Here is a 16,803-nt window from a genome sequence, read left to right on the forward strand (position 1 = left end):
CCCTTTCGGCGTCTTCCCGAAGCCAAAAGTCTGCGTTATGGTCTCTCCACGAATTTCCTCATTGGAGGTTTCCTGATGGTCAAGCGTGCGGGTGTCGATGTAGTGGCTGCTGCGGTACGCGGGCAGGCATTGCCTTCGCCTGGACTCAAGGAGGCACCGGTGCTCGAGCTCATGTGCTCGCACTTCGTGCTCACGCTCGCAGCCAAGCAGGGGCCGCGCTTCAATGTGCGGCGCGATATCAACGGATTGCTCTCGCTCACGGGGCGTCACCTCGTGTGGCCCGCCCCGGTGCTGCAGCGATTGCGCGAGTTCCTTGGCAGACGCTGTGCGGGCAACGAAGCGTGGAAGGGCGTCGAGAATTTCGATGGCCGCACGCTGCTCGAACGCCACGGCGTGTGGCGCGGCCCGTATGAAGAAGGCACGCTCTTCTTCTATCTCGACGAATACGCGAAGGACCAGCCGAAGGACCTGCTCTCGGTGCTCGCCGTCACGCGCGACTGGCTCACGCATGCGCTGCGCAAGCAATCGACATTGGTCGAGAAGAACATCGATGCGCTCGCGGGCCTGCTGCAACTCAACAAGGCCGAGCGCGCGCTGCTGCTCTACGGCACGCTCGCGCGTTACCAGCGCGACCTGCGCTCGCTGCTGGTCGAGTTCAAGGTCAACAACGCGCCCGAGGCGTACGCCGCCATCGCCGACATCGCGGGCGTCAACGCGAGCGAAGTGGGCGAGGCCTTGCGCGCGGGCTCGCGGCTCGAGCGCATCGGTCTCGTCGAGAACCTGATCTCCGAGCACAACATCACCGACCTCGCCGATCTGATGAAGGTCAGCGAGAAGCTTCCGCCGGTGCTGATGCGCGAATACCGCGACCACAACGAATTGATGGCGGTGTTCACGCGGCCGTCGGCCAAGAGCGCGCTCACGCCGCACGATTTTTCCTTCGTCGAGGAAGACGCGCAGATGCTCGTCACGCTGCTGCGCGCCGCGGTTGCGCGCAAGGAGCCCGGCGTCAACGTGCTGCTCTACGGCCCGCCCGGCACCGGCAAGACCGAGCTCGCGAAAGTGGTCGCGCAGGCCGCGGGCCTCGAGCTCTTCGAGGTCGAATATGCCGACCGCGACGGTAACTCGCTGAGCGGCCGCGACCGCTACCGCTCTCTGCAGATCGCCCAGGTGTTCCTGAAGGGCAGCGCGCAGGCCGCGTTGCTGTTCGACGAAGTCGAGGACGTGTTCCCCCCGATCAGCACCGAAGCTGCGCAGTTCATGGCGCGGGCCGAGCAGATTCCGTCGTCCACCAGCGGCAGCGTGAGCGGCAAGGCGTGGGTCAACCAGATCCTCGAAGCCAACCCGGTGCCGACGCTGTGGGTCACCAACCGCATCGAGCAGATCGACCCTGCGTTCCGCCGCCGCTTCGCCTACCACCTCGAACTCAAGTCGCCGCCGCCCGGCGCGCGTGAGCAGCTCGTGAAGAAGACGCTCGAAGGCGTGGTCGTGTCCGAGGCGTTCACCGCCAAGCTCGCCGAGCGCAAGGGCCTCACGCCCGCGCAGATTCGCACCGCTGTGCGCTTCGCCGGGCTTGCGAAGACCGACGACGCCTCGATGGAAGGCCTCATCGAGCGGCAACTGCGCAACGCCGACCTGGCGCTGGGCACGCTGGACACCGGTCGCGGCGAGCGCCGAAACGTCACCACCTACGACCTCGACATGCTCAACGTCGAGACCCGCTTCGAGATTCCGCGCATCGTCGAGGCGCTCAAGGCGCGCGGCCATGGCACGCTGTGCTTCTACGGCGCGCCGGGCACCGGCAAGACCGCGCTGGCCGAGCACATCGCGCGGGCCGTGGGCCGGCCGCTCATCATCAAGCAGGCCAGCGACCTCATGAGCAAGTACGTCGGCGAGACCGAGCAGAACATGGCCGCCATGTTCAAGGAAGCCGAGGCCGAAAAAGCCGTGCTGTTGCTGGACGAGGCCGACTCCTTCCTGCAGGACCGGCGCGGCGCGCAGCGCACCTACGAGGTCACCGAAGTCAACGAGATGCTGCAGGGCATGGAGCGCTTCAACGGCGTGTTCGTCTGCACCACCAACCTCTTGGACCGGCTCGACCAGGCGGCCCTGCGGCGCTTCACCTTCAAGATCAAGTTCAAGCCGCTCACGGCCGCGCAGCGCGAGCGCATGTTCGTGACCGAAGCGCTGGCGGGCGATGCGGCGCTCCTGACCGGCGAAGTGAAAACGCGGCTCGCGCAACTGGCGCAGCTGTGCCCGGGGGATTTCGCGGCGGTGAAACGCCAGACCGATATCCTCGCGGTCGAATTTTCGGCTGCGGAGTTTCTCGACCAGCTCGAGGCCGAGCACCGCATCAAGCCCGAGGTCCGGGAATCGCGCGGCATGGGCTTCGTCCAGTAGCAAAGATCAACAGGCAGGGTGCTCCGTCAACGCGGGCACGAGGAGGATTCCATGGGCTCTCGCACCACAGACCTGCGGCGGCTGCCGCGTCCCGGCGCATGGGCTGCTGCGGCAGCGCTTGCCATCGCCGGCCTCCTGGCGGGTTGCGGAGGTGGCGGTGGAGGAGGAGGTGGGGGCGGCGGTTTCCCCATCGTCGGTGGTGCGCCGCCACCGGGCGGCACTCCACCCACCAACGGCGGCGGCGGTGGCCTTGTTCCATCGTCGGAAGTCGCCGGCCAGTGCGCCGCGCCGCGCCGAGGCATCGACCCCGCAACCGGCACCGCCTATCCCGACACCGCCGGCACGGTCGACAACGAAAAGAGCTGGGTGCGCAGCTGGATCGACGAGACCTACCTTTGGTACAACGAAGTGCCGGCCACGCTGGTGGCGGCCGACTACGCGACGCCCGTGGCGTTCTTCAACGTGCTCAAGACCACGGCCACCACCGCCTCCGGCCGCGCCAAGGACCGCTTTCATTACATCTACGACACCGAGGCATACCGCCAGCTGTCGAATGCCGGCATTTCGCCAAGCTACGGAATCGAGTTCGCTTTCGTGCGCGGCTCCCGCCCGAACCGCGACCTGCGCGTGGCCTTCGTCGAGCCGCATTCCAGCTCGCCCGCCGCAGCCCAGGGCATCGCGCGCGGCGCGAGGATTCTCGAGATCGACGGCGTCGATGTGCTCAACGGCACGAACACGGCAGTCATCAACCGCGGCGTCTCGCCGCAGGCAGCCGGCGAGACGCACACCTTCAAGTTGCAGGAAGGCAGCGCGACGCGAACCATCGACCTCACGGCCGCCCAGGTGACGCGCACGCCGGTGCAGAACGTCAAGACCATCGACGATGCGGGCAGTCGCGTCGGATATTTGCTGTTCAACGACCACATCACCACCTCCGAGGCGCAGCTCATCGCGGCAGTCAACAAGCTCAAGGGCGACGGCATCCAGGACCTGGTGCTCGACATGCGCTACAACGGCGGCGGCCAGCTCAACATCGCGAGCCGGCTCGCCTACATGGTGGCCGGGCCCAGCCAGACGGCCGGCAAGACCTTCGAGTTGCTGACCTTCAACGACAAGAACCCGTTCCGCCTCACGTTCGCGCAGGCCCTGACCCCGTTCATCGGCACCAGCCGCGCCAACCAGCCGCTGCCCACGCTCGGCCTTTCGCGCGTCACCGTGCTCACCAGCCCCGACACCTGCTCGGCCAGCGAGTCGGTGATCAACAGCCTGCGCGGCATCGGCGTCACGGTCAACCTGGTGGGCGGCACCACCTGCGGCAAGCCCTACGGCTTCTATCCGAAGGACAACTGCGGCACCACCTACTTCGCGATCCAGTTCAAGGGCGTGAACCAGGCGGGCTTCGGCGACTACGGCGATGGCTTCGCGCCCAACGCCAATTGCGTCGTGGCCGACGACTTCGGCCACCAACTCGGCGATCCCGCCGAGGCGCGGCTGGCCGCGGCGCTCACGCTGCGCAGTTCCGGCGCGTGTCCGGTGCCCGTGGCATCTTCCAAGGCCGTGCCAGGCATCGGCCTGGACAAGGCCGAGGTCGCACCATCTGAAGAGCAACCCGCTCTTCTCAATCGCTCGCCACTGCGCGAGAACCGCCTGATCGATCCCCCGCCCAACGCGGGTTGACAGGCATCTGCGGCGCCAGTCAGCGCTTCCCGGAAACCGGGTTTAAACGGCGCTTGCCACGCCCGTGCTTCGCGATTTAGAGTTTGGCAAACGTTTGCGCAAAGCTTTGCGCACGTTTGTATTCAGCGCCCTCTCGAACTGAAAACCAAACACCTAGGAGAAGCAGATGCGCAAGTTGCACAAATGGATCGGGGCCGTTTTCGCCCTCGTCGCCGCGGCCGTGGTGGCGGGCTGCGGCGGAGGCGGTGACGGCAACGGGGGCTTCGGGCTCGCGCCCGGCTTCGGCGGTCCGCCGCCGCCTGCGCAGAAGATCATCATCGACAGCGACTACAACACCATGAGCGACGACGGCCAGCTTGGCGTCATGGCCGCGCAGCTGCAGGCCGAGGGCAAGGTCCAGGTCATGGGCATCAGCGTGGTCTCGGGCAACCAGTGGCTCAAGCAAGGCGTGGCCGATGCGCTGATGTCGGTCGAGCGGCTCGGCGTGGGCGACCGCATCGGCGTGTACGTGGGCGAGAACTACGCGCTCAACCACACCTTCGCCGACGTCGAGGCCGAAATGGCGGCGGGCGCGGGCGGCGACGGCTACCTGGGCGCCTGGAGCGGCCCCGAGCCCAAGACCGACGCCGACCTGAAGCCTTCGCCCGACGGCTTTGCCACCCGAACGCTGGTGCAGCGCAAGAGCGCGGTCGACTTCATCATCGACACGGTCAAGGCCAATCCGAACGAGATCACCATCCTGGCCATCGGCCCGCTCACCAACATCGCGCTTGCGGTGAAGAAGAGCCCCGACATCATTCCGCTGATCAAGAAGATCGTCTACATGGGCGGCGCGATCGACGTGCCGGGCAACACCACCAAGGCCGCCGAGTTCAACTGGTGGTTCGACCCCGATGCCGCGCAGTTCGTGGTGCGCCTGCCGATCCCGCAGGTGGTGGTGCCGCTGGACGTGACCGACACCGTGTTCCTCACCAAGCCGATCTACGACCGCATCGCCCATCCGGCCAAGCCGACCGCGGTGACGGAAGTGTTCCGCAAGCTCAACGGCTACGGCTTCAGCGGCACGAACGGCTTCGAGAACAACCCCGACTACACGCAGAACATCTGGGACACCCTCACGCTGGCCTACCTGATCGATCCGACCTACGCGACCAGGACGGTGGAGCGCTATGTCGACGTGGTCGCCAAGCCGGGCGCCGCGGACAACGGCCGCTCCATCGGCTACGCCTCGCAGCCCGCGGGCCCGACGCTGCAGAAGATGACGGTGGTGCAGCGCTTCGACAACACGCGCTTCTTCGAGCTCTTCGTCGACCTGCTGACGCGGCCGGTGCCGATCACGCTGCCGCCGGCGAACTGAAGCAGCGTTGCTGCTCGGTCAGAAGGCCGAGCACACGCGCAGCACTTCGGTCCCATAAGCCTCGAGCTTCTTGGTACCGATGCCGCTGATGCCCTGCAGGTCCTCGAGCGTTGCGGGTGCGCGCTCGGCAATCGACGCCAGCGTGGCGTCGTGGAAGATCACATAGGCCGGCAGGTTGTGCTCCTTGGCCACCTCGGCGCGCCAGGCCTTGAGCGCCTCGAAGCGCTTCTTGCCGGTGTCGTCCAGCTTGGCGGCCGCCGGCGACGGCGCGCCCTTGGCGACCTTCTCGCGGCGGGGCTTGCGCTCCGCCGGTGACGAAATGGATTCGCGCAGCGTCACGTTCGCCTCGCCCTTGAGCACCGCACGCGATCCCTCGGTGAGCTTGAGCGTGTTGAAGGCTTCCGCATCGACCGCCAATGCGCCCGTGGCGATCAACTGGCGCAGCACGCCGCGCAGTTGCACCTCGCTGAACTCCGCGCCCAGGCCGAAGGTGCTGATGCGCTCGTGGCCGAACTGCTTGACCTTCTCGGTCTCCTTGCCGCGCAGGATGTCCATGATGTGCCCCGCGCCGAAGCTGATGCCGCTCAGCTGCTGCACCCGGTAGATGGTGCTCAGCAGCTTGCGCGCGGCATCGGTGCCGTCCCACACGTTCGGCGGGTTCAGGCAGTTGTCGCAGTTGCCGCAGGGCGTGCTCTTCTCGCCGAAATAGCCCAGGAGGCGCACGCGCCGGCAGTCGCTCGCCTCGGCCAGCGAGAGCAGGGCGTCGAGCTTGCCGCGCATCACCTGCTTGAACTCCTCGCCCGCCGGGCTCTCGTCGATCATGCGGCGCTGGTTGACCACGTCGTTCAGGCCGTAGGTCATCCAGGCATCGGCCGGAGCGCCGTCGCGGCCGGCGCGGCCGGTTTCCTGGTAGTAGCCCTCGATGTTCTTGGGCATGTCCAGGTGGCCGACGAAGCGCACGTCGGGCTTGTCGATGCCCATGCCGAAGGCGATGGTCGCGACCATCACGATGCCTTCTTCGCGGAGGAACCGGTCCTGGTGCTTCTGGCGCACCGCGGCGTCGAGGCCCGCGTGGTACGGCAGCGCATTGATGCCCGCACCCTGCAGCGTGGTCGCAAGGTCTTCCACACGCTTGCGCGACTGGCAATAGACCACGCCCGCATCGCCCTCGTGCTCGCGCTCGATGAAGCGCAGCAGTTGCGTGGTCGCGTCTTTTTTCTCGACGATGGTGTAGCGGATGTTCGGCCGGTCGAAGCTGGAGACGAACTGGCGCGCTTCTTCGAGCTGCAGCCGCTCGACGATGTCGGCGCGCGTGAGGTCGTCGGCCGTGGCGGTGAGTGCGATGCGCGGCACGCCCGGGTAGCGCTCGTGCAGCACGGTGAGCGCGCGGTATTCGGGGCGGAAGTCGTGGCCCCACTGGCTCACGCAATGCGCCTCGTCGATGGCGAACAGCGAGAGCTTGCCGCGCTCCTTGAGCGAATCGAGTTGCGACAGGAAGCGCGGCGTGTTGACGCGCTCGGGCGCCGCATAAAGCAGCGTGATCTCGCCGCGCAGCATGCGGCGCTCCACGTCCTGCGTCTGCTCCCAGTCGAGCGTGGAGTTGAGGAACGCCGCGTTCACCCCCGCCTCGTGCAACGCGCCGACCTGGTCGTGCATCAGCGCGATCAGCGGCGACACCACCACCGCGACGCCGCGCCCCGCGCGCTGCCGGGCAATGGCCGGGATCTGGTAGCAGAGCGACTTGCCGCCGCCGGTAGGCATCAGCACCAGTGCGTCGCCGCCGCCCACCACGTGATCGACGATGTCCTGCTGGGCCCCGCGGAATTGCGAATAGCCGAAGACTTCGTGGAGGATTTCGGCCGGCGAGGTGCTGCTGCCGGGGGCGTCGAGGGGGTGGGGTGCGAGGGAGGACACGGGCTGCGAGGCGGACTTCGGGAGAGATGAAAGAGGAACGGGCGGGGGGAGGGCGGTCGATTGTCCCCCAGCCACCCAGTTATGACTGTGGCACGAGCTTTGCAATGGTTGCTCCCGTCCCGCCGCCCTATTTGTCTAGACAGCAATCTGGTGCATCTTCCTTGCGAAATGCACCGAAACGGTCCTCCCGGGTTATCCTGTATATACAAGTTGGGGCGCTTGGCAACAATGCGAGGCGCGCGCAGCCCGGTCACCGGGGCGCATCGCCGAGCCATCTCTCAAGAAACAGAACCAGGAGTACCCATGGTCAAGACGGTAAATATCAGCGCCCCCGAACCTGCCGCTGCGCGTCAGGCCCCCCGAGGGGGACAAGAAAACTTGGGGCGGCCCGGCGTTTTCTTGAAAGTCGCTTCGCTGCTGGCAGCAGGTGCATGTGCAGCGGGCATGGCCGGAACGGCCGCCGCCCAGGACACCAAGATTGCACTCGGCATGTCCGGCTGGACCGGCTTCGCGCCGCTCTCGCTGGCCGACAAGGCCGGCATCTTCAAGAAGAACGGGCTGGACGTCGAACTGAAGATGATTCCGCAGAAGGACCGCCACCTGGCGCTGGCCTCCGGCGCCATCCAGTGCGCCGCCACCACCGTGGAAACGCACGTCGCCTGGAACGCCAACGGCGTGCCGATCGTGCAGATCTTCCAGATGGACAAGTCCTACGGCGCCGACGGCATCGCGGTGCGCAACGACGTGAAGACCTTCGCCGACCTCAAGGGCAAGTCCATCGGCGTGAGCGCCCCCGGCACTGCGCCGTATTTCGGCCTGGCCTGGATGCTCAGCAAGAACGGCATGAGCCTGAAGGACGTGAAGGTCGTCTCGCTCGAGCCCCAGCCCGCCGCGCAAGCCTTCGTGGCCGGCCAGAACGACGCCGCCATGACCTACGAGCCCTACCTCTCGACCGTGCGCGCCAACCCGGCCGCCGGCAAGATCCTCGCGACGACGCTCGACTACCCGATGGTGATGGACACCGTCGGCTGCGCGCCGACCTGGCTCAAGGCCAACCCCAAGGCCGCGGCCGCGCTCACCAAGTCGTACTTCGACGCGCTGGACATGATCAAGGCCGACCCAGCCAAGTCGAACGAGCTCATGGGCTCGGCCGTCAAGCAGAGCGGCGAGCAGTTCGCCAAGTCGTCGGCGTACCTGCGCTGGCAGGACAAGGCGGCCAACCAGAAGTTCTTCGCGGGCGAACTCACCACCTTCATGAAGGAAGCCGCGGCGATCCTTCTGGAAGCCGGCGTGATCCGCAAGGCCCCTGAAGACTACGCAGTCACCTTCGATGCAAGCTACGTCAAGTAAGGCGCTGCCGCAGCAGGTGCCGCCTCGCGCGGCATCGGCGGGCGCCGCGTCCTCCCAGCCCGTCGTGCCTCCCGTGCGCCGCCGCGCGTTCGCGCCGCTCGAACCCATCGGCGCCCGTGCGCGGGTGCTGCTGGGGCTCGGCTTCTTCGTCGTGTTCGTGCTCGTGTGGTCGCTCGCCACGCTCGGCGGCTTCGTGTCGCCGACCTTCCTCGCGAGCCCGCCGACCATGGTCAAGGAAGGCTGGCTGCTCTTCACCGAGTACGGCTTCATCGGCGACATCGGCATGACCGTGTGGCGCGTGTTCGGCGGCTTCCTGTTGGCGGCGGTGTTCGCGGTGCCGCTGGGCATCGCGATGGGCACCTGGAAGACGGTCGAGGCCTTCTTCGAGCCCTTCGTGTCGTTCTGCCGCTACCTGCCGGCCTCGGCCTTCATTCCGCTGCTCATCTTGTGGGCAGGCCTGGGCGAGATGCAGAAGCTGCTGGTGATCTTCATCGGCTCGTTCTTCCAGATCGTGCTGATGGTGGCCGTCACCGTGGGCGGCGCGCGGCGCGATCTCGTCGAGGCCGCCTACACGTTGGGCGCCAACAGCCGCGGCATCGTCGCGCGGGTGCTCATTCCGGGCGCCGCGCCGGGCATCGCCGAAACGCTGCGCCTCGTGCTCGGCTGGGCGTGGACCTACGTGATCGTCGCGGAGCTGATCGGCTCGTCCTCGGGCATCGGCCACATGATCACCGACAGCCAGGCGCTCCTGAACACCGGGCAGATCATCTTCGGGATCATCGTGATCGGCGTCATCGGCCTTCTGTCCGATTTCGCTTTCAAGGCGCTCAACCGCCGCCTTTTCGCATGGGCCGCACTGTGAAGAATCAGCTCTCCATCCAGGGCGTCTCGCGCGTCTTCACCGGCACCAAGGGCCAGAGCACGCAGGCGCTCCTGCCCATCGACTTCGAGGTGAAGGAGAACGACTTCGTCACCATCCTCGGCCCCTCGGGCTGCGGCAAGTCGACGCTGCTGCGCATCGTGGCGGGGCTCGATTTCCCGACCACCGGCCAGGTGCTGCTCGACGGCGAGCGCATCGAAGGCCCGGGCGCCGACCGCGGCGTGGTGTTCCAGAGCTACACGCTCTTTCCGTGGCTCACCGTGGCGCAGAACATCCGCTTCGGCCTGCGCGAGCGCGGCATGAGCGAGGCCGACCAGAAGGAGCGCAGCGAGTTCTTCATCGCCAAGGTGGGCCTGCGCGGTTTCGAACACCACTTTCCGAAGCAACTCTCGGGCGGCATGCAGCAGCGCACCGCGATTGCACGCGCGCTCGCCAACGACCCCAAGATGCTGCTGCTCGACGAGCCTTTCGGCGCGCTGGACAACCAGACGCGCGTGCTGATGCAGGAACTGCTGCTGGGCATCTGGGAGTCGGCGCAGAAGACGGTGCTCTTCGTCACGCACGACATCGACGAGGCGATCTTCATGGCCAACCGCGTGGCGGTGTTCAGCGCGCGGCCGGGCCGCATCAAGACCGAGATCGCGGTGGACTTTCCGCATCCGCGCAGCTACACGATCAAGACCTCGCCCGAGTTCATGGACATCAAGGCGCGCCTGACCGAAGAGATCCGCGCCGAGTCGATGGCCGCTGCAGAGCATTGAACAACCCACGATGAAACGCGACCTGCCGACCCTCGCGCTCTACGCGCAAGTCAAGGATCACATCTCCCGCAAGATCCAGGATGGCACCTGGCCGCCCGGCCACCGCCTGCCGTCGGAGCACGAGCTGGTCGCGCAGTTCGGCATGGCGCGCATGACGGTGAACCGCGCGCTGCGCGAACTGGTGGAGCAGGGGCGCATCGTGCGCGTGGCCGGCGTCGGCAGCTTCGTGGCCGAGAACAAGCCGCAATCGACGCTGCTGCAGATCGCCAACATCGCGAGCGAAATCCGCCAGCGCGGCCACGACTACCGCTGCGAGATGCTCGCGGTCGAGCGCATCGCCGCCTCGCCCGACGTGGCCGCATGGCTCGACCTGCGCGCGGGCGACTCGGTGTTCCACAGCGCCTGCCTGCACCTGGAGAACGACACGCCGGTGCAACTGGAAGAGCGCTACGTCAACCCGCAGGTCGTGCCCGATTACCTCGAGCAGGACTTCAGCGCGATGCCGCCCAGCGAGTACCTGGTGCGCAACGTGCCTTTCGACCAGATCGAACACGTCGTCGATGCCGTGCTGCCCAACGCCGAACAGGCCGAGCGGCTCGCGATGGACGTGACCGACCCCTGCCTCCTGCTCACGCGCCGCACCTGGACGCGCAACACGCCCGTGACCTGGGTGCGCTGCCTGCATCCGGCATCGCGCTACAGCCTGGGCAGCCGCTTCCGAGCTGACGGCAACCCAAGCTTCGGTTAGTTTTTTTCTTGTCGCACCGACCGATCGTTATCTCTCGCAACCACTTGTATAGACAGGTTCACATGCCAAGCAACAACACCGCTCCAACTGATGCCATCGATGCCACCCTGACCCTCACGCCCGGCAAGGTCGACCTTGCGATGCTGCGACGCATCCAGGCCGGCGGCGTCCGGCTCGCGCTCGATCCGTCTGTGCTCGACGGCATGCAGAAGGCCGAGGCGGCGGTGCGCCACATCGTCGAGAACGACCAGGTGGTCTACGGCATCAACACTGGCTTCGGCAAGCTCGCGAGCACGCGCATCGGCAACGACCATCTGGCCGAGCTGCAGCGCAACCTGGTGCTCTCGCACAGCGTGGGCACGGGCGAGCCGCTGGCCGCGCCTGTGGTGCGGATGATCTTGGCAACCAAGGCGGTGAGCCTGGCGCGCGGGCACTCGGGCGTGCGGCCCGCGCTGGTCGATGCGCTGCTGGCGCTGTTCAACGCGGGCGTCACGCCGAGCATTCCGTGCAAGGGCTCGGTCGGCGCATCGGGCGACCTCGCGCCGCTCGCGCACATGGCCTGCGTGCTGATCGGTGAAGGCGAGGCGACGCTGGCCGACGGCAAGAAGGTCAGCGGTGCCGAAGCGATGCGCAGCATCGGCCTCGAGCCCTTCGTGCTCGGGCCGAAGGAAGGCCTCGCACTGCTCAACGGCACGCAAGTGTCGACGGCGCTGGCGCTCGCCGGCCTCTTCGGCGCGGAAGACGTATTCGCCTCGGCGCTGATGTCGGGCGCGCTGTCGCTCGAAGCGATCCAGGGTTCGATCAAGCCCTTCGATGCGCGCATCCACGCCGCACGCGGCCAGCCCGGCCAGATGGCAGTCGCCGGCGCCGTGCGCACGCTGCTCGAAGGCAGCGAAATCGTCCCGTCGCACGCCGATTGCGGCCGCGTGCAGGACCCGTACTCGGTGCGCTGCATCCCCCAGGTGATGGGCGCCTGCCTCGACAACTTGGCCCACGCATCGCGCGTGCTGGTCATCGAAGCCAATGCCGCATCGGACAACCCGCTCGTGTTCTGCGACACCGGCGAAGTGATCTCGGGTGGCAATTTTCACGCCGAGCCGGTCGCCTTCGCGGCCGACATCATTGCGCTGGCCGTGAGCGAAGTCGGCGCGATTGCCGAGCGCCGTATTGCGCTGCTGCTCGACACCGGCCTCTCGGGCCTGCCGCCGTTCCTCGTGCGCGATGGCGGCCTGAACTCCGGCTTCATGATTGCGCAGGTCACCGCCGCCGCACTCGCATCGGAGAACAAGTCGCTCGCGCATCCCGCGAGCGTCGACAGCCTGCCCACGTCGGCCAACCAGGAAGACCACGTCTCGATGGCCACCTTCGCCGCGCGGCGCCTGGGCGACATGGTCAACAACACCGCGGTGGTGGTCGGCATCGAAGCGATGGCCGCCGCGCAAGGCATCGAGCTCAAGCGCAAGCTCAAGAGCTCGCCGCTGGTCGAAGCGGAATTCGCCCGCATCCGCCAGAACGTCGCTTTCCTCGAACGCGACCGCTACCTCGCTCCCGACATCGAAGCCATGCGCCTGTGGGCGTTGAAGGCCGAGTTGCCGGCCGCGCTGCTGAACATCCTGCCCAGTCACTCGTAAACATCGCCCGATAGGAGAACCACGCCATGAACGCTCCCGAAAAATTCGCCTTGAACAATCCCGATGCCGCCGACCCGCGCCATGACCCGACGCGCGTGATCCGCGCCCCGCGCGGCAGCGAACTCAATTGCAAGAGCTGGCTCACCGAAGCGCCGTTCCGCATGCTGCAGAACAACCTTGACGCCGAGGTGGCCGAGCGTCCGCAAGACCTCGTGGTCTACGGCGGCATCGGCCGCGCCGCGCGCAACTGGGAGTGCTACGACCAGATCCTCGCGTCACTGAAAGAGCTGAACGACGACGAGACGCTGCTCATCCAGTCGGGCAAGCCCGTGGGCGTGTTCAAGACGCACGAGAACGCACCGCGCGTGCTGCTCGCCAATTCGAACCTCGTGCCCAAGTGGGGCACCTGGGAGCACTTCAACGAGCTCGACCGCAAGGGCCTCTTCATGTACGGCCAAATGACCGCTGGCAGCTGGATCTACATCGGCAGCCAGGGCATCGTGCAGGGCACCTTCGAGACCTTCGTCGAAGCCGGCCGCCAGCACTACAACAACAGCCTCGCGGGCAAGTGGATCCTCACGGCCGGCCTCGGCGGCATGGGCGGCGCGCAGCCGCTCGCGGCCACGCTCGCGGGCGCGGTGTCGCTCAACATCGAGTGCCAGCAGTCGAGCATCGACTTTCGCCTGCGCACGCGCTATGTCGACAAGCAGGCGCGCGACATCGACCACGCGTTCGAACTCATCAAGCAGCACTGCGACGCGAAGGAAGCCGTGTCGATCGCGCTGCTCGGCAACGCGGCCGACATCCTTCCCGAACTCGTGAAGCGCGCAAAGGCCGGTGCCCACAAGCCCGACCTCGTGACCGACCAGACCTCCGCGCATGACCTCATCAACGGCTACTTGCCTTCGGGCTGGACCGTGCAGCAATGGCAGGCCGCGATGAAGGATGTCTCGCAGCACGACGCGCTCAAGAAGGCCGCGGCCAAGTCGTGCGCCGTTCACGTGCAGGCCATGCTCGACTTCCAGTCCATGGGCATCCCGACCGTCGACTACGGCAACAACATCCGCCAGGTCGCCTTCGACGAGGGCGTGAAGAACGCCTTCGACTTCCCCGGCTTCGTGCCCGCCTACATCCGCCCGCTCTTCTGCGAGGGCAAGGGGCCGTTCCGCTGGGTCGCGCTCTCGGGCGATCCGGAAGACATCTACAAGACCGACGCCAAGATCAAGGAGCTGTTCCCCGAGAACACGCACACGCACCGCTGGCTCGACATGGCGCGCGAGCGCATCGCCTTCCAGGGCCTGCCCGCGCGCATCTGCTGGCTGGGCCTGGGCGAGCGCCACATCGCGGGCCTGGCCTTCAACGAGATGGTGAAGAACGGCGAACTGAAGGCGCCCATCGTCATCGGCCGCGACCACCTGGATACCGGCTCGGTCGCGAGCCCGAACCGTGAGACCGAAGCCATGAAGGACGGCACCGATGCGGTGAGCGACTGGCCGCTGCTCAACGCGCTGCTCAACACCGCGGGCGGCGCCACCTGGGTCAGCCTGCACCACGGCGGCGGCGTCGGCATGGGCTACTCGCAGCACTCGGGCGTGGTGATCGTGTGCGACGGCACCGATGCCGCGGCCAAGCGCATCGAGCGCGTGCTCTTCAACGACCCGGCCACCGGCGTCATGCGCCACGCCGATGCGGGCTACGACATCGCCATCGCCACCGCGAAGAAGCAGGGCCTGAAGCTGCCGATGGTGCGCTGAGCGGCCCCCTGGACGCGCACAGGTCGGTAAGACAAAGGTAGAAGTAAAAATCCAGCCCATTCCCACCCGGTGGGAATCAGGGCTTGGAAGTGAGAACGGCCAGCAAGATACTGCCTGCGATGACGCCCCCGACCGATGCTCCCGCCCACAACGACCGCGCGCTGTTCGTGCTGTCGGTGCTGGCGCAGAGCAAGGTCGCGATGACGGCGGCCGAGCTGGTGCAGGCCACCGGCCTCGTCAAGAGCACGCTGTACCGCCAGATCGCCACGCTGCGCCGCTGGGGCTTCGTGATGGAGTCCGATGGGCGCTATTCGCCAGGCCCGGTGAGCGTGCAACTCGCGAGCGGCTTCGACGACAACTCCGACCTCGTCATGGCTGCGCGTGCCGATATGCGCGCGCTGGTGCAGCAGAGCCACGAGAGCGTGGCGCTGGTCACCGCGGTGAACGACCGCGTGGTGTGCCTGGAGATGATCGACAGCGAACATTCGCTGCGCTGCTCGTTCGACCGGGGCCGCAGCGTTCCGGCCAGCGATGGCGCGAGCGCCAAGTGCCTGCTCGCGCACATGCCGCTCGACCAGCGCGATGCCCTGCTCGACGGCCTCGGCGAAAGCGCACAGCGCCGCGCCGAACGCGCCGCCGAACTCGATGCGATCCGCGAAGCCGGCCATGCCGTGACAGAGGGCGAGGTCGACGCCGGTGTCTGGGGCGCAAGCGCACCGGTGCTGGCCTCGGGCCGGCGCCTTCGCGGTGCGATCACGCTCATGGCGCCGATCACGCGCGTCCAGGGCATGGAAGCTGCATTGCTCCACATGACCGTCGTCACGGCGGCCCGTATATCTCGCGCGCTTCAGTAGCCAATCGCTCCTGCCTTTTTCAAACCCACGAAAGCCTCACCTCATGAACACCCGTCGCACTCTTTTCACCGTTGCCGCCGCCGCTCTCTTCGGTTTCGCCGGCGCCGCACATGCGCAAGGCGAGCCGCTGCGCGTGGCCACCGATGCCACCTTCCCGCCGATGGAGTTCGTGGAGAACGGCAAGCGCACCGGCTTCGACGTGGAACTGGTCGAGGCCGTCGGCAAGACGCTGGGCCGCAAGATCGAATGGATCGACATCGACTTCAAGGGCCTCGTGCCGGGCCTGATTTCCAAGCGCTTCGACATGGCCGTCTCGGCCATCTACATCACCGACGAGCGCAAGAAGGTCGTCGACTTCACCGTGCCGTACTACGCGGGCGGGCTCGTCGTGATGGTGAAGGACGGCAATACGGCGATCAAGGCGCCGGCCGACATCAACGGCAAGAAGGTCAGCGTGCAGGTGGGCACCAAGTCGGTCGCCTTCACGAAGGAGAAGTACCCGCAGGTGCAGCTGATGGAAGTCGAGAAGAACCAGGAAATGTTCAATCTCGTGGACATCGGCCGTGCCGACGCCGCCGTCACCGGCAAGCCCGCCGCTTATCAGTACGTGCGCACGCGGCCGGGCCTGAAAGTCCTGCCCGAGCAGATCACCACCGAGGAATACGGCATGGCGATCCGCAAGGACACGCCTGAATTGACCAAGGCGGTGAACGGCGCCATCGAAAAACTCAAGGCCGACGGCACCTACGCGCAGATCGAAAAGAAGTGGTTCAGCGCCAGCGCCAAGTAAGCGCGCGATGGATCTCGATTTCTCGCCGGTCTGGCAGGGCTGGCCCGACCTCTTGCGCGGTGCGCTCGTCACGGTGGAGATCACCGCCTGCGCGCTCGCGCTGGGCTGCGTGCTCGGCCTCATCGTCGGCATCGGCCGGCTGAACCCGAAGCGACGGTGGATCTACAGCGTGTGCACTGCTTACGTGGCGGTGATTCGCGGCACGCCGCTGCTGGTGCAACTGTTCATCCTGTTCTTCGGCTTGCCGCACTTCGGCATCCTGCTGCCCGCATTCCTCTGCGGCGTGCTGGGGCTCGGCGTGTACTCGGGCGCGTATGTGTCGGAGATCGTGCGCGGCGCGATCCAGTCGATCGACAAGGGCCAGACGATGGCCGCGCAGTCGCTGGGCATGACGCCCGGCGTCGCAATGCGCGAGATCGTGCTCCCGCAGGCGGTGGTGCGGATGATTCCGCCGCTGGGCAACGAGTTCATCGCGTTGATCAAGAATTCGGCGCTGGTATCGCTGTTGACGATTCATGACGTGATGCACGAGGGGCAGAAGATCATCAGCGTGTCGTACCGCTCGCTGGAGGTGTACCTGGCGATTGCGCTCGTGTACTTCGTGTTGACCGGCACGATGACGCTGGTGCTGCGGCACTTCGAGCAGAAGCTGCGGCAAGGCGGGTTGATGCGATGAGCGTGCATCTT

The 16,803-nt window shown here is 66.6% G+C and carries 13 protein-coding genes; 12 read left to right on the plus strand and 1 reads right to left on the minus strand.

The features are described 5' to 3' along the window. Nucleotides 1–75: 75 nt before the first annotated feature. From VARPA_RS00875 to VARPA_RS00885, 3 genes are all read left to right on the plus strand, one after another. Nucleotides 76–2,400, plus strand: a complete 2,325-nt coding sequence (locus VARPA_RS00875) for an ATP-binding protein (RefSeq protein WP_013538644.1) — start codon at nucleotides 76–78, stop codon at nucleotides 2,398–2,400. A gap of 51 nt (nucleotides 2,401–2,451) precedes the next feature. Continuing rightward, nucleotides 2,452–4,077 (plus strand): S41 family peptidase, encoded by a 1,626-nt coding sequence (locus VARPA_RS00880; protein WP_013538645.1) that lies wholly within the window; start codon nucleotides 2,452–2,454, stop codon nucleotides 4,075–4,077. A 166-nt stretch (nucleotides 4,078–4,243) separates the two neighbouring features. Beyond that, the gene (locus tag VARPA_RS00885; protein ID WP_013538646.1) at nucleotides 4,244–5,434 is read left to right on the plus strand and encodes a nucleoside hydrolase; all 1,191 of its coding nucleotides are present in this window, start codon (nucleotides 4,244–4,246) and stop codon (nucleotides 5,432–5,434) included. A gap of 18 nt (nucleotides 5,435–5,452) precedes the next feature. Here the strand turns inward: VARPA_RS00885 and recQ are convergent, their stop codons facing one another. Further along, the gene (recQ, locus tag VARPA_RS00890) at nucleotides 5,453–7,348 is read right to left on the minus strand and encodes a DNA helicase RecQ (protein ID WP_013538647.1); all 1,896 of its coding nucleotides are present in this window, start codon (nucleotides 7,346–7,348) and stop codon (nucleotides 5,453–5,455) included. 444 nt (nucleotides 7,349–7,792) lie between these two features. On the opposite strand from recQ, the gene VARPA_RS00895 reads away from it, so the two are divergent. The 9 genes from VARPA_RS00895 to VARPA_RS00935 all read left to right on the plus strand — a co-directional run bounded on the left by VARPA_RS00895 (nucleotide 7,793) and on the right by VARPA_RS00935 (nucleotide 16,792). Continuing rightward, the gene (locus VARPA_RS00895) at nucleotides 7,793–8,698 is read left to right on the plus strand and encodes an ABC transporter substrate-binding protein (protein ID WP_144299070.1); all 906 of its coding nucleotides are present in this window, start codon (nucleotides 7,793–7,795) and stop codon (nucleotides 8,696–8,698) included. Then, nucleotides 8,679–9,560, plus strand: coding sequence for an ABC transporter permease (locus VARPA_RS00900; protein WP_013538649.1), 882 nt, complete (start codon nucleotides 8,679–8,681; stop codon nucleotides 9,558–9,560). Before VARPA_RS00895 ends, VARPA_RS00900 begins: the two co-directional genes overlap by 20 nt. Beyond that, nucleotides 9,545–10,339 carry an ABC transporter ATP-binding protein gene (locus tag VARPA_RS00905; RefSeq protein WP_013538650.1) on the plus strand — a complete coding sequence of 265 codons (795 nt, stop codon included), beginning with the start codon at nucleotides 9,545–9,547 and terminating at the stop codon, nucleotides 10,337–10,339. Before VARPA_RS00900 ends, VARPA_RS00905 begins: the two co-directional genes overlap by 16 nt. Nucleotides 10,340–10,349: 10 nt before the next feature. Further along, on the plus strand, nucleotides 10,350–11,087 hold the full coding sequence (hutC, locus tag VARPA_RS00910) for a histidine utilization repressor (protein WP_013538651.1): 738 nt from the start codon (nucleotides 10,350–10,352) through the stop codon (nucleotides 11,085–11,087). A gap of 62 nt (nucleotides 11,088–11,149) precedes the next feature. Next, nucleotides 11,150–12,718: a histidine ammonia-lyase gene (gene hutH, locus VARPA_RS00915; RefSeq protein WP_013538652.1), complete on the plus strand. Its 1,569-nt coding sequence runs from the start codon at nucleotides 11,150–11,152 to the stop codon at nucleotides 12,716–12,718. A 26-nt stretch (nucleotides 12,719–12,744) separates the two neighbouring features. Next, on the plus strand, nucleotides 12,745–14,472 hold the full coding sequence (gene hutU / locus VARPA_RS00920) for a urocanate hydratase (RefSeq protein ID WP_013538653.1): 1,728 nt from the start codon (nucleotides 12,745–12,747) through the stop codon (nucleotides 14,470–14,472). 119 nt (nucleotides 14,473–14,591) lie between these two features. Next, nucleotides 14,592–15,326 (plus strand): IclR family transcriptional regulator, encoded by a 735-nt coding sequence (locus VARPA_RS00925; protein ID WP_041942727.1) that lies wholly within the window; start codon nucleotides 14,592–14,594, stop codon nucleotides 15,324–15,326. 43 nt (nucleotides 15,327–15,369) lie between these two features. Then, nucleotides 15,370–16,116, plus strand: coding sequence for a transporter substrate-binding domain-containing protein (locus tag VARPA_RS00930; RefSeq protein WP_013538655.1), 747 nt, complete (start codon nucleotides 15,370–15,372; stop codon nucleotides 16,114–16,116). 7 nt (nucleotides 16,117–16,123) lie between these two features. Then, on the plus strand, nucleotides 16,124–16,792 hold the full coding sequence (locus tag VARPA_RS00935; protein ID WP_013538656.1) for an amino acid ABC transporter permease: 669 nt from the start codon (nucleotides 16,124–16,126) through the stop codon (nucleotides 16,790–16,792). The last annotated feature ends 11 nt before the right edge of the window (nucleotides 16,793–16,803 follow it).

Source organism: Variovorax paradoxus EPS (assembly GCF_000184745.1).
GTDB lineage: Bacteria > Pseudomonadota > Gammaproteobacteria > Burkholderiales > Burkholderiaceae_C > Variovorax > Variovorax paradoxus_C.